Genomic DNA, 13,738 nt, shown 5'->3' on the forward strand with positions numbered 1-13,738 from the left:
GGCAAGCTCCCTCTCTTGGATATATTTATGGTTCTAAGCCCCATACAAGTGTTTCACCTTGATAAAGTGTAACCTTATTCCAATCGGCAAATGTCTGCTGAACCGCGCTGTAGGAATAATCATCCGTTTCATTATAAGCCGTCCAGTCCGTCTTATTGGTGCGAGCCTGAATCTCGCCGCTATCTCCACCAGGCGCTATACTTCCAGCCCCTGCACCAAAAGAAATCTCCAGATAATAATCCGCGCCCGTACTGGCGGGATTCAGCTTAACAAAACTGCCGCTTAAATTACCACTGCCCACAACAGCATAATCACAATGAAACTGTTGTGGTTTATCCCCATCCACAGTGAAATAATAACGCAGCTTCAAGCCGCTAAGTGCCACAGACTCGGTTCCTGTATTCATAATTCGGAACTGAGGGCGCAGCTGTCCATCACTGGCATTCGTATCATTCGTACGATATTGCACCTTCAAATTTCCCGTTGTGGGCTGTGTCGGTTCTTGGGGTTTAGCACTAACCTGTATAGATGGCAAGCTCTCCCCTACACTATTCGTGGCAGTGATCACATAATAATAAGTGGTTCCGTTCACCCGTCCACTATCCATGTAATCCGTTCCCGTGACATTCTCAAGCACCGTATACGGGCCTCCACTCACTTCACTGCGTTTAACGGTATATTCACTGACCCCGCTAATCGCATTCCAAGTCAAATGGACCGTTCCATTACCTGCTACAGCCTGAACATTAGTCGGACGTGCAGGGACTTGAGGTTCTCCAGGTTGTCCGCCACCCGCTGGAAGTTCTCCATACATGTGTACACCTGCATCAAACACCGGAATGTTCGCTGTTTTTACAGGAGTTACTCCTTGAGCTGCCACCCCTTGGAATGAAAAATCATTAGCATTATTCCAGAAGTTAGTGTTCAGCGGAGCTGCAATTCGGAATTGAATCTCCTTACGATGAGCAGATTGTCCACCCGGATAAATCAAAGTACCTGTAAAATCAACCTTAGTATAGTAGATATGGTTAGCTGCATCGTAAGGCTGAAGTGCAGACACCGTTCCACCCTGATTGTAGCCTCCCGCTGTAACCGTAATATCCTCAGGACCATAACCAGCCGCTATCGCTTCACTAAGATCCACATAATAGTTAAAAGACATCTCTTTACTGGCCCTTGCCGGCCAGCCCGTACGGTTATTCAGCAATGCTCGAATCTCTACGAAATTGCTGCCACTAGCATTCACAGAGGCTTCGACAAACATCTCATCTTCACGTGTCTCTGCAGGTGGAAATTGTGCAAGCGGCTGTTGCCCTTGTCCATGCAGCAGCACCATTTTTGCAATAGCTCCTGTAAAAGCTGCATTGTAATCGGTTGCAACTTCATTCGAGACATAATCGTTAATGGAGTCGGTGTAGCTGTCTGTTTTGGACGGGCCTCCAACTAGCGCTCCGTACAAGACATGGCGATGATTTACCGGAACGCTCTGACTATCATTCCATGATCCATGTGAGGTTCGATGATGGGGATGCTGAGGAGAATTGTTACCAAAACCGATAACATAACTGCTGTTTCGTGGATTGTCACCAAGCATATACGTAATTTGTCTCTCCGCGAAAGAGCGCGCCGTATCTTTTTTCACCGGATCGCTCACCCAGTCTGAGTAAACGAAGGCCATAAAAGCCTGATTGGCTGCATAACGCAATGCGCCCCATTGATCCAGATGGGCTAGTCCGCCAGGTGTATAGGCAACACGGTCACTTGTTCCACCCACTCCAGTCGTCCAATACTGCATATTCCGTTCAGTGGATTGAATGAACTTGGTCTGCCCGGTGATTCGTGCCAACAGTAATTGAGCGCCATAATGCTTGTCGTCCCAAGACTGTGTCCACTGATACCCCCAGTTTCCAGCCTGATTCGTTCCCCATTGATCGCTTGCTGCAATAGCCTTATTGAGATACTGCTGATCGTTAGTCGCCAAATACAACCAGACAGCCCCCCAGCTCAATTCATCCGCGTAACCGCTCCAAGAATTATAATATTGTTTGACGTCGGTAATGCTGTCGGAATAGGAGCCGCGATAAGTGTCTGCAAAATTGTAAAGCTGTTTAGCATGCAGCAGCAGCTTGTCCGCGTATACGGCATCCGTATCCCTGAAAATAATGGATGCTGAAGCTAACGCTGCAGCTGTTTCTCCGGCAAGATCTGATCCGGGATGAGTGGCATCAATTTTGTAGGAAGGTCTCTGCATCTGCATGACTTCTGCGGGTCCCCACCAATTATGATCGGTTGTTCCGTTACCAACTTGTCCCCACAGCTCGTTAGGAGCGGTATGAGCTTTCACAAAATAATCGGTTGCCCAGCGAATATTGTCTAAAATTTCCTCCAGCTGCCCAGACCCCTCATATCCTTGCTTGTACTCATAAACCGACCACGCCAGCATCGTTGTAGAATAAGCCATAGGCAAACCGAATTTAACGTGATCACCGGCATCGTACCAACCACCAGTCAGATCATGTCCCACATCCGCCCCGTCCAAAAGACCGGAATCGCCCCGCCATTCCACCCGATTGTTATCTGGCAATTCACCAGACCGCTGGGTTTCGTAGAAATAAATAGATTTTTGTAGAACCTCCGCATAGTTGTAGTCTCCGGCCGCTGCCTCTGCTATCGCCGGTTGAAATGCAGCATTTGAACAAAATGTAAGCGTAAACAACAAACTGAACACCAGTCCTTGTTTCCTATACCTCTTGATCATTTCTACTGCCCCTCTCTTCAGTGAATGCCACAAGAAAGATTACACCTCAGTCCCGTAACACCTCCCTCACTCGAATCAGGTACCTGTCATTGCGATCATCCACTCACCTCACTCTAAGAGCTATATTTAAGCGAAAGTTTCGCTCTCACCCAAAATATACCATATCTTTCATTAAAACACTATATTTTTACAGTAAATAATGCACAAAATATAGGAATAATTGTTAATTTAACGGAAAATAAAAAACAGCAGCTCAGGATTTCTCCTTGAACTGCTGTTCATTAATCCCCTCTTACTGAGCCACCGTAGCTTTATCTGCAGAAACCGCAATGTCGTTATAATAGAGTCCGGTTCCATCACCAATTGCAAAGTTTAGAACACGGTTATTAACCGGCACAATCACAGCACGATAAAGTGTTGGGAATACTGGAATCTCATCAACCATAAATTGTTGCCACTCTTTATAGATTTCTTTACGTTTGTCTACATCAAATGCAGCCTCAGAGATCCCTTCGGCGAGCAAACGATCGTTCTCTGCACTGGAGTAACGTGGGAAGTTATAGATTGCATCTTTACCGTACAGGCCTGATGGGTCAACGTCAATCCCTACCCCCCAAGCACCTTGGTACACATCAACAGTAGGATCATCCTCACCATTTTGACCTATGCGATCATAGAAGGTATTAAACTCTACCATTTCCAAAGTTACATTCAGACCAATCGCTTTCCAGGATTGTACATAATATTGAGCCAGCGGCTCAGCAATGTCTCCACCAGTCATCGAAATGAAATTAATCTTCAGCTCGCTGCCATCTGGATTCGTTCTAAATTCACCGTTTAATTTGTAACCAGCGTCATCCAAGATCTTTTTAGCTGCTTCTGGATCAAAAGCTACGCCCGGATTGGTAGTATCATGGAATTCTGGATGGGATGGTGGAATCAAGGTAGTCGCATTCCAACGCAGACCATTATAGAACTTTTTACCAACAGTATCATTGTCAACCGCAGCCCACATTGCTTTACGAAGATTCACATCCGCCATTTTAGCTTTAGGATCGGTAACAACCTCTTTTTTCGTTGCATCCCATTTGCCAAGCTTAAATCCAATATACGTATACGCACGGTCAACCGCCCCGAGATACTCAACATTTGATAGCTTCGCATTATCTGGGAATTGATCAATAGGGAAGGAATCCACCAAGTCAACTCCACCAGATTTCAGTTCTTGTACAATCGTTGTTGGGTTGATAACCTTCAAAATTACTTTATCCAGTTTAGGGGCTCCACGCCAGTAATCTTCATTCTTAACAAATACTACAGACTCACCAGGAACGATACTCTCTACTTTAAAAGCTCCGAAGCCAATTGGCTTTTGGCGGACTTCAGGGGAAGAGGAGATTTTGGCAACATCCATGCCGCCAAAGATATGTTTGGCTAATGGATAAATCCATACGCTACCCGTTAACAAGGAAGGTGTAGATTGCTTATAAGTAATTTGCAGTTTCTTATCACCCAGCACTTTAATCCCGGATATGGTCTTTGCCTTACCGGAATGGTACTCATCCATGCCTTCAATATTAGTGAAGTCAGAACCGTAACGAGGACCATCATAAGCAGGATTACCAATAACTTCATGGGCGAACAACCAGTCTTCAGCCGTTACTGGCTTACCATCCTGCCAGTTTACATTGTCGCGAATCGTAAAGGTAAAGGTACGTCCATCTTCTGCAACTTCATAAGTAGCCGCACCATCATTAGTATAAACATAGTCTTTATCCCAAGTTAACAAACCTTCATCAAACCAGTTCAGAACTTGAGCATCTGGATCTCCAGAATAGAAGTTCCAGTTCAAAGTGCCTTCAAATGGACTATCGGAAACAAGTCCAAATGTAATTGTCCCTCCGTCAATAGCTTCACCTTGGTTAGTCTTAACGTTACTGAAATCTTTAATGTTATAAAGTCCGTCTTCTGCCTCAGGCGCGGCCGTTGCTTCTGCGGTTGCCGCAGGTGCGCTGGCGTTAGGAGCTGCTGTTGATTCAGCCGCTTCGTTGTTGTTCTTGGAGCCGCAAGCCGCAAGAGCGAACAACATTACAAACATTAATGAAACTAGTAAAGCTTTTGAACGAATGGCTTTTCTCATTTAATCATTTCCTCCCTTATTATCCTTTTCTTTGTCTTGCGTCGGTCGCACGTTTTAGCGCTTGACCCACATTATTTATACTCAACATCAATACCAGGATCAGCAATGATGCGGGTAACCAGATCCACCATCTGAACTCAAGAGTCTGCGGATTTCTCGCATAGCTTACTAGAGTACCCAGACTGGGTGTACTTTCTGGAAAACCAAAACCTAGAAAGGATAGGCCTGATTCCAATCCAATATTAGCTGCCAGATTCAAGGTCATTGTTACGATAATGATTGAGCTTAAGTTCGGCAGAACTTGCGTAAACATAATTTTTAGATTGGAGGAGCCTAGGGTCTTAGATGCCTGAACATAATCCAATTCCTTCTCTTGTAATGTCTTGGAACGAATGAGCCTGGCAATCCCCATCCAAAGAAATGCTGTCATGATAAAGGAGAAGGTCAACGTATTGTATTTAGGAACTGCGCTGACAAAAGCTATAACAATCATTAGAAAAGGTAGAATCATGAAGAAATCTACAATACGCATCGCGACATTATCTACCGTTCCCCCAAAGTAACCTGAGACTAAACCTACCAGAATACCGATAATTCCCGTAAAAAATGTAACCATAAAGGCAATAGACATGGAATTTCGTGTTCCTATAATTAATTGACCGAATACATCCCGTCCTCCATAATCAGTCCCCAGCCAATGCACAGCCGAAGGCTTCTCATATAGGGCGAACAAGTCAACCGTGACAATTTCTTTCTGATCTAAAAATAAGGAGATCCCATATACAGCAGCAATAATCGTAAATAGGAAAATCAACGAGACCAGTGCCAGCTTATCCCGCACCATCTCCCGCCAAACAATTTTGAAGCCCGATGGACTTTTATCAGTTTCCTGCAGCAGAGCTATCTCTGCGCTCGTCTTTGCCATTTCATTCACCCCAAAGTGTTCATCTTCTTATTTAATCCGGATACGAGGATCTACGATACTTAAAATAATGTCTGATAACAACGCACCGACGATGGAAGCAACCCCATACAGAAGAACGAGGGCTGTTACCACGCTGAAATCCCGAATCGTTATCGAACTTAGAAACAGCAAACCCATTCCTGGATAGCTGAAGATCGTTTCAACGAACACCGTACCACCGATTAACCCAGTGATCTCATATCCAAAAAATGCAGCGATCGGCAGCAAGGAGTTTCTCAAAATATGACGATTGTATACGCGTGACTCTGAAGCCCCTTTAGCTCTAGCAGTGAGAATGAAATCTTTTTGCTTCGTATCAATGATCTCATTTCTCAGATATTGTACGGTCCCAACCGTTGCAATTAGCGCCATAGATAACGCAGGCAGAAGCAGATGGTAGAATTTACTCCAGAAGTGACTTAGTGTACCTGGAACTTCCCCGGGACTGACACTGCCGCTGGTAGGAAACCAATGAAAATGAAATCCGAAAACCCATACCATTAAAAGTGCAAAAATAAACAACGGTGCAGCAAATCCAATATAGGTATAGCCAGTTATCAAGCGATCCAGCCACGAATCGTTATAACGTCCGCTGGTAATACCAAGCGGGATAGCAATAAGGTATGTAAGAATCAGCGTAACAATCGCCAGCCAAAGTGTATTCATCAGGCGTTGTCCGATTAGCTCTGAGACCGGCATTTTGAAACGGAAGGACTGGCCGAAATCCCCTTGTATCGCTTTAGTGATCCAATCCCAGTACTGGATGTACCATGGATCATTTAGACCGAGCTTTTCTCTCATCGCATCAATGGCCGCCGGATCAATATTCGGATCGAGCATTCCTGAGAGTGCGTCACCAGGCATCGCCTTCGCCATAAGAAAAACAAGAATACTTAATAGAACTACTTGAGGGATCATTATAAGAATTCTACGAACGATAATCTTCCACATATTCTCAACCTTTCTCAGGCAAGGCTACCAGATGAGTCTCGGAAATTGATTTTAATGGATAAGCCATGCCTTCTTCATCAAAATAATTCCGGTGCGCTTGTTCATATTCCTTGCTTACTGATTTTCTGAATTCCGTCTGCTTTTCTCTCTGTTTCGGATCAATATCAGGAATGGCGGCAATGAGTCGTTTGGTATAAATATGCTGAGGATTGTCAAAAATATCTTTAGCAGTCCCTTGCTCCACATGTCGTCCTTTATACATAATCCCTATATGATCGCACATATGCCTGATGATCCCGAGATCATGACTGATAAATAGAAAAGTAAGATTCAGCTCTTTTTGAATGTCCTGCATGAAGTTAAGCACCTGTGCCTGTACTGAGACATCTAGCGCAGATACCGGCTCGTCAGCAATAATAAGTTTTGGCTTGAGTGCAATTGCTCTGGCAATTCCGATCCGCTGCCGCTGGCCGCCAGAAAATTCATGCGGATATTTCAGGATGTTCTCAGGACTTAAGCCTACTTGTAAAAGCAATTCCTGCACCCGGCGTTTTTCTTCCCCTGGAGACATTTTTTCGAAATTACGCAACGGTTCTGCAATAATATCGAGTACACGCTTCTTAGGATTTAAGGAAGAGTACGGATCCTGAAAGATCATCTGAATGTCTTTGCGGACATTTCTTTGCTTTCGTACACCCCTCAAGGCCAAATCTTGCCCTTCAAAAATCACGCTGCCGCTAGTAATAGAATTAAGACCTATAATCGCGCGACCCGTTGTCGTCTTTCCGGAACCAGATTCACCAACCAGACCATAGGTTTGCCCAGCTTCAATGGTAAAATTAACATTATCGACAGCCTTAACTACGCCAACTTCCCTTCGAAAAACACCGCCGTGGATCGGAAAATGTACTGCTAAATTTTTAACCTCAAGAAGTCCCATTGTGGATTGCCTCCTCGTTAGTATCAGGGAAATGGAAATTGTTATAACAGGTGCAGCGAACGAAATGTCCGGGTGCGACTTCATGCAGCTGTGGGTTCTCCTCATGCTCCGATTCAGGAATCCAAGGCGTCCGTGCCGAGAAACGGCAGCCCTTACGCGGAAGGTTTTGCAGTGGTGGAACAATCCCCTGAATCACATGCAACCTGGATTTTTCTTCTTTTGCCGTTGGAATGGAGTTTAATAAGGATCTCGTATATGGATGTTTCGGATTAGACGTCAACGTAAAAATATCTGCGATTTCGACGATTTGTCCGGCATACATCACCGCAACACGGTCAGCCATTTCGCTTACAACCCCTAAGTCATGAGTGATTAAGATAATGCCTGCTTCCATATCGTTTTTTAATTTTTTAATAAGTTCAAGGATTTGTAATTGGATAGTCACATCTAGTGCTGTGGTAGGCTCGTCGGCGATCAAAAGCTTGGGTCCATTGGCTATCGCAATGGCGATAACCACCCGCTGCCTCATGCCACCGGATAATTCGTGGGGGTACTGCTGATATGTATGCTCGGGACGGGAAATTCCAACCTTGGTCAAAAGATCAATGACCTTCTCTTTTCGCTGTTTCTTAGAAAGCTTGGAATCATGTAGGATAAGTACTTCTTCAATCTGTGAACCGATGATCATTAGCGGGTTTAAAGCGGATAAAGGATCTTGAAAAATCATAGACATTTCTTGGCCGCGCAGCTTGTTTAGTGCAGCAGGAGACATAGTAACGATGTCCTGGCCCTTGTATTTGATTTGTCCGTCAATTCTGGCTCTGGTATGCAGCCCCATAATAGAAAAGGCGAGCGCACTTTTTCCTGAACCAGATTCTCCAACGATAGCCAGAATTTCATTTTTGCGAACAGACAGGGTAACATCATCAACCGCAGCATAATAGTCGTCTGCAATTCTGAACGATGTCGACAAATTTTTGATTTCTAGTAGTTCTTCGCCCATATTCATCACCCTAACGACAAGGATTTCAAAATTAACACAATGAAAATATTATGTAAATTTTGATATAAATAGTGTTGATTTTCATGAAACATTTTGAAATAACCAATGTGATGATAATTAACACTGTTAAGAATACTACCAGTAGTTCAATCGGAAATAAAAATGAACATCTCGTAACTTTGTAGTTCATTTTAATTAACTTATGGTAAATTATCAATCTTTTCCTATAAAAAATTTTCAATCGATGTGATTAAAAGTAACGTAGGCAACAAAAAAACGGCTCTAGGCCGCCTTTTTTTGGGAATTATTTAGTTCGACTGAAAGTTAAAATCTTTGGCTTTCCAGCATGAAATTGGAAGGTATTACAGTCGCTAGCTGCTCACTGCTCCCGCCGAAGCTTTTGATTATGACGAATCTTAATCTCATTGCCTTGCTCAGTAGCTTGATAAAAAACACGCTGAGAAATCTCCTTAGGCAAATACTCTTGCTTCACATAATGCCCCGGAAAATTGTGCGGATATTGATATCCTTCATGCCCTAACGCAGTTGCACCTTTATAGTGCGTATCACGCAGATGCAGCGGTACCTCCGCTGATTTGATCTCATCCATACTTGCCATTGCATTGGAAATAGCCATAACCACAGCATTAGACTTCGGACTTTCCACTGCAAAAAGAATAGCTTGGGCAATGTTCAGCTTCGCCTCTGGCCAACCATTGTTTCGATACGCATCCAGCGCACTCACCGCTTGAACCATAGCTTGGGGATTAGCCAAGCCGATATCCTCACTGCTGGCTGCAATCAGGCGCCGAATAAAAGTCATAGGGTCCATTCCAAGCTTTTCTACCGCATACAGAAACCAAAACAACGCGGCGTCGCTGGAACCGCGAATACTTTTATGAAAAGCGGATAGCACATCATACTGCGTAGATTCATCAGCCTTCACAATGGGGCGCCGAATGGATTCCTCCGCCACCTCCAGCGTGATATGAACACTTCCATCAACTTGTGGTGCGGTAGTCAGGGCTGCCAGCTCCAGTGCATTTAGTGCCCGCCGGATGTCTCCATTAGCCATTGTTGCAATATGCAACAAAGCCTCCTCATCGACCTGAAGCTCCATAAATCCAAGACCTTTCTCTTTGTCCGCCAAGGCTCTGCGCATTGCGATCAAGCTGTGTTCACTCGTTAATGCCTCCAGCTGAAATAAGGTGGAGCGGCTCATAAGCGCCCCATTAACATAATGGAACGGGTTCTCTGTAGTCGCTCCAATGAAGGTAATAGTCCCTTTTTCTACTGCTGGCAAAAGCGCATCCTGGCGTGAGCTATTAAATCGATGCACCTCGTCCAGGAACAGGATCGTCTTAGTGCCGTACAATGTTTGATTGTTCTGAGCTCGCTCAATAACCTCCCGTACATCCTTCACGGTAGCTTCCACCGCATTCAGACGTACGAACTCTCCTTGCGTGTGATGAGAAATAATATGCGCGAGTGTCGTCTTGCCGCATCCCGGGGGGCCATAGAGCAAAATCGAAGAGACTTGATCCGCCTCAATCGCTCTTCGCAGCAGCTTCCCCCGACCTATGATATGCTCTTGACCAATATATTCATCAAGATTCTCCGGTCTCATCCGGTCCGCAAGCAGCCGTCCGCCCCCGGTGTCCTCTCCGAAAGAAAATAAATCCATAACTCCACTTCCTTGCTATATTCTTGTAAAAGCTCAATGTAAATCCTCTCTATCATACCATATCACAGGGAAGGATTAGGATGCCCTGCCGGGTCAAGGTAACAGTATCAGCATAGACTTATTTTACGCCAAAATAAAAAGAGCATGATCTCGTCTTAGAAAGGCGGGAGCCATGCTCTTTTTTCAAAATATAAGAAAGTATAGGTTTCACGCTATACTTTATCCTTATGATTTCTCGCATAACGCTTACCGTCCTTCTAAGGACACCAGAGGCGTTTATGCTTGAATTGCAAGCTAGCAATTTACTGCCAGCCGCATTTTTGATATGATTTTACGAATGCTTTCTTCCGATAGATGGTACTTCTTCTGAAGCTCCGCTACGGAATCACCGCTTCGATGACAACTGAAAATTTCCTTGTTCCGGTTCGCTATTTCTTTCCTCGAACCGCTGTTCTCGCCCCATCGAACCCGCTCTTCCGTCTTCTTTGGGATGTAGAGCAGTTCACCTTGGATGTATCCCTGAAGCTCTTCGAGCAAGCCAGGGGGGAGCACATCCTTCCCATTTACATAACTCAACTTGCATTTCCTCCTTCAACAGGTGTGTCCCTATGCGTCGGTCAACTAAGTTTTTAGTTATAATCACGTCACCTGCCTCCTTTCTTCTCCTCATATTTGGAAAAATCCGTAATTTCATTATATAAAAACCTTTTGGTAGCGTCTACATTCGATTTCATAAATTTCGTTCTTATGGATAAGTGTGGTACTTCTTATGTTAGTAATAAGGAGGCCGTAAGGCCTCCTCGCTTTAAGCAGGTTTCCGTCTTAAACGGAAACCACCTCGTATACTGAAATCATTTCAATCAGCCTCCTTCCAGAAGTGTTCTTGCCCGGCCGGACACTTATTATTAAGCCATACCTATGGGGGAGTTACAAGACCAAGAACAGTTATAACCATTCTCCACCAGTCTTATTCTCCCTCAGAATCGCTTCCAGCCGCCGTTTGCACATAGGAAGGAACTTCCCCATTATGGAGCAGCCACAGCTCATGGAGAGCACGTGTACAGCCGACATACATCAGCTTCGCGTCCCAAGCCGTCGCTCCATAATGGTCTTGATCGGCATCTGCTAAGATCACCGCATCGAACTCCAAACCTTTTGATAAATAGACAGGCAGCACCGATAACCCGCCCTGATATTGCGTCATACTGCCATCAATCAGATGAATATCTTCAAAATGCTGTGCCAGCTCCGCATATAGTTCTGCAGCCTCATGAAGATTTCTTGTTAGGACAGCCACCGTACGGTATTCCCTTCCTGACAGAGACTTCAGTGCAGAGGTTATTGTCCGCAAGCGAGCTTGCTCATCAGCCACCAGTTCCCCGGCATCCTCGCCATAGGCGATCATACGCACGGGATCTCCACTACGAAACACAGGAACAGCCAGCAATGAGCTCTCCACACCTGAAGATAGAATTCCATTAGCGAAGTCTATAATTTCCATAGTAGAACGATAGCTGCGTGTCAGCGCGTGATAAGCCGTGTTCTCAGGTGCAAACAACGTCTGCATCTCTTCCCACGCGTGTACGCCTTTATAGGCATGTATGCCCTGCGAGAGATCACCCAGGATCGTAAAGGAATGGCCTCGCACATATAAATCCAGAACGGCAATTTGGAAAGGTGAAAAATCCTGAGCCTCATCGATTACTACATGGTCAAAGCGAGTAACGCCCTCATCACCATTCAAAAGATAATGGATATACAGCAGCGGAGGTAAATCCTCTTCACGTATGATGCCTTTTTTCAGCTCTTTTGCCGTTTCCTTCAGTACAGCTGCCGGAATTTCCTCAGGCGGTTCAACCGGCCAATCCTCAGGAAGTTTAGCTGCTCGGAAAATTTGCTTATAGATCGTTAATGGATCATATTTAGGCCATTTGGCACTATAAGCCTTCTCTCGCTGCGCGCCTTTTTTCTTGCGATCCTTCATAGCAGCAGCTGACGGACTCTTCTTCAGTTCCATCTCAATCCAGCGATGAATCCGCGCCATTACCCGTTCCTTGCGCTTGGCTGGAGGATAGGGAGCATACTCCTCATTATGCCAGCGCAAAATCATAGAACGGCGTAGCACCGCACCCTCCCACGGGCTAAAATCACCCTCAGGTACAGAGCTGCTTTCCAATAGCTTGATGCTGGACTCTATGATTCCCATCAGCACCGTGGAACCCTTGAGGCGCCCCGGCGTCTCTTCTGTAATTACCGGCATGCCGCCAGGGGTTTCGAACCAGCGGTTCATCGTCTCTGTCGCATCCTGTTCCGGCAATTCCAGTCCTAGTACATTAGCCGCCCAATCCGGAAATGTACTTTGAGCAATATTACCTACCCCGAGCTCAGGCAATACGTCCGAGATGTAATCCAAAAACATCCGGTTTGGTGCAAAAATGATCATTTTTTCCGCAGAAACCTGATCCTTGTATTGATACAGCAGAAAAGCAAGCCTGTGCAGTGCAACGGTTGTTTTACCGCTTCCTGCCACGCCCTGAATGATTAGCGCTGTATTTTTGGCAGCACGGATAATCTTGTCCTGCTCCTCTTGAATGGTCGATACGATATCCCGTAGACGATTATCCTTGTTCTCCCCAAGTCGATAGACGAGAAACTCATCTGATACAATCGGTGCATCGCTTTCCCGATTGTACGTATCCGCGACCCGCTCCAGAATTTGCTTCCGAATCACCACGTTGCGTTTGAGGTATACTAGCCCCTCTATTAGTCCCTCAGGGGCTTCATAGGAGGCTGGCTCGGTACCGCCGGTAAACGAATAAAACAGGCTTGCTACCGGTGCGCGCCAGTCGATGACTAGCGGACGGTCGCTTACCTGCTCACGGTCTACGCCGATTTTGCCTATATAGAGTGCCTTCCGTTCATTCTCATCATTGCCTTGAAAATCAAGCCGTCCGAAATAAGGCTCCTGCCTAAGCTTAGCAAGATCTTTGCGCTTCTGATCACGGTTCGCTTCCAGCACCTGTTCCGTATAGTCATGTCCCGTGTACACTGGTGTCTGCTGGAGCTTCTCCAGCAAAGTGTCAATTTCAGTAAGCGCTTGATTCAGCCTGTCTTCTTCCTCTTGATAGGCACTTTGAAAGTTGTCTTCCAATTTCAGTTACCTCCTAAAAGTTTATCGAGCTTAAATTTTCATGCTCCTACGCCCATTTCTCACGCAAAAGGATACCCATTGTAGCACAATCAGCACTTAAATACCAAATCTTTCAAATGATTTGACTAAACTTATAAGTTGTTCTCC

9 protein-coding genes are annotated in these 13,738 nt (G+C 45.3%); all 9 read right to left on the minus strand.

The features are described from left to right. Positions 1 to 25 precede the first annotated feature (25 nt). Positions 26 to 2,758 (minus strand): glycoside hydrolase family 9 protein, encoded by a 2,733-nt coding sequence (locus MHH46_RS24910; protein ID WP_076193230.1) that lies wholly within the window; start codon positions 2,756 to 2,758, stop codon positions 26 to 28. 292 nt (positions 2,759 to 3,050) lie between these two features. After that, positions 3,051 to 4,898 (minus strand): oligopeptide ABC transporter substrate-binding protein, encoded by a 1,848-nt coding sequence (locus tag MHH46_RS24915; protein ID WP_076193228.1) that lies wholly within the window; start codon positions 4,896 to 4,898, stop codon positions 3,051 to 3,053. 19 nt (positions 4,899 to 4,917) lie between these two features. Then, entirely contained in the window at positions 4,918 to 5,823 is a 906-nt protein-coding gene (locus tag MHH46_RS24920) for an ABC transporter permease (RefSeq protein ID WP_076129671.1), read from the minus strand. 27 nt (positions 5,824 to 5,850) lie between these two features. Continuing rightward, on the minus strand, positions 5,851 to 6,813 hold the full coding sequence (opp4B, locus tag MHH46_RS24925; RefSeq protein ID WP_036677612.1) for an oligopeptide ABC transporter permease: 963 nt from the start codon (positions 6,811 to 6,813) through the stop codon (positions 5,851 to 5,853). A gap of 4 nt (positions 6,814 to 6,817) precedes the next feature. Beyond that, complete coding sequence (locus MHH46_RS24930) at positions 6,818 to 7,753, minus strand: ABC transporter ATP-binding protein (protein WP_036677615.1); 936 nt, start codon at positions 7,751 to 7,753, stop codon at positions 6,818 to 6,820. Next, positions 7,740 to 8,756 carry an ABC transporter ATP-binding protein gene (locus tag MHH46_RS24935; protein WP_076129669.1) on the minus strand — a complete coding sequence of 339 codons (1,017 nt, stop codon included), beginning with the start codon at positions 8,754 to 8,756 and terminating at the stop codon, positions 7,740 to 7,742. Before MHH46_RS24935 ends, MHH46_RS24930 begins: the two co-directional genes overlap by 14 nt. A 379-nt stretch (positions 8,757 to 9,135) precedes the next feature. Then, positions 9,136 to 10,440: a replication-associated recombination protein A gene (locus MHH46_RS24940; protein WP_076129668.1), complete on the minus strand. Its 1,305-nt coding sequence runs from the start codon at positions 10,438 to 10,440 to the stop codon at positions 9,136 to 9,138. Between the two features lie 294 nt (positions 10,441 to 10,734). Continuing rightward, positions 10,735 to 11,016, minus strand: a complete 282-nt coding sequence (locus MHH46_RS24945; RefSeq protein WP_076129667.1) for a CD3324 family protein — start codon at positions 11,014 to 11,016, stop codon at positions 10,735 to 10,737. A gap of 391 nt (positions 11,017 to 11,407) precedes the next feature. Continuing rightward, positions 11,408 to 13,591, minus strand: a complete 2,184-nt coding sequence (locus tag MHH46_RS24950) for a UvrD-helicase domain-containing protein (RefSeq protein ID WP_076193226.1) — start codon at positions 13,589 to 13,591, stop codon at positions 11,408 to 11,410. Between the last annotated feature and the right edge of the window lie 147 nt (positions 13,592 to 13,738).

This window comes from Paenibacillus sp. FSL H8-0175 (assembly GCF_045040615.1).
In the GTDB taxonomy this organism is placed as follows: Bacteria; Bacillota; Bacilli; order Paenibacillales; family Paenibacillaceae; genus Paenibacillus_AQ; species Paenibacillus_AQ odorifer.

What these genes read in the sequence shown, in the direction of transcription:
- MHH46_RS24915 (WP_076193228.1), bottom strand. Translation starts at nt 4,898, where the DNA reads ATGAGAAAAGCCATTCGTTCAAAAGCTTTACTAGTTTCATTAATGTTT.
- MHH46_RS24940 (WP_076129668.1), bottom strand. Translation starts at nt 10,440, where the DNA reads ATGGATTTATTTTCTTTCGGAGAGGACACCGGGGGCGGACGGCTGCTT.
- MHH46_RS24920 (WP_076129671.1), bottom strand. Translation starts at nt 5,823, where the DNA reads ATGGCAAAGACGAGCGCAGAGATAGCTCTGCTGCAGGAAACTGATAAA.
- opp4B (WP_036677612.1), bottom strand. Translation starts at nt 6,813, where the DNA reads ATGTGGAAGATTATCGTTCGTAGAATTCTTATAATGATCCCTCAAGTA.
- MHH46_RS24930 (WP_036677615.1), bottom strand. Translation starts at nt 7,753, where the DNA reads ATGGGACTTCTTGAGGTTAAAAATTTAGCAGTACATTTTCCGATCCAC.
- MHH46_RS24910 (WP_076193230.1), bottom strand. Translation starts at nt 2,758, where the DNA reads ATGATCAAGAGGTATAGGAAACAAGGACTGGTGTTCAGTTTGTTGTTT.
- MHH46_RS24935 (WP_076129669.1), bottom strand. Translation starts at nt 8,756, where the DNA reads ATGGGCGAAGAACTACTAGAAATCAAAAATTTGTCGACATCGTTCAGA.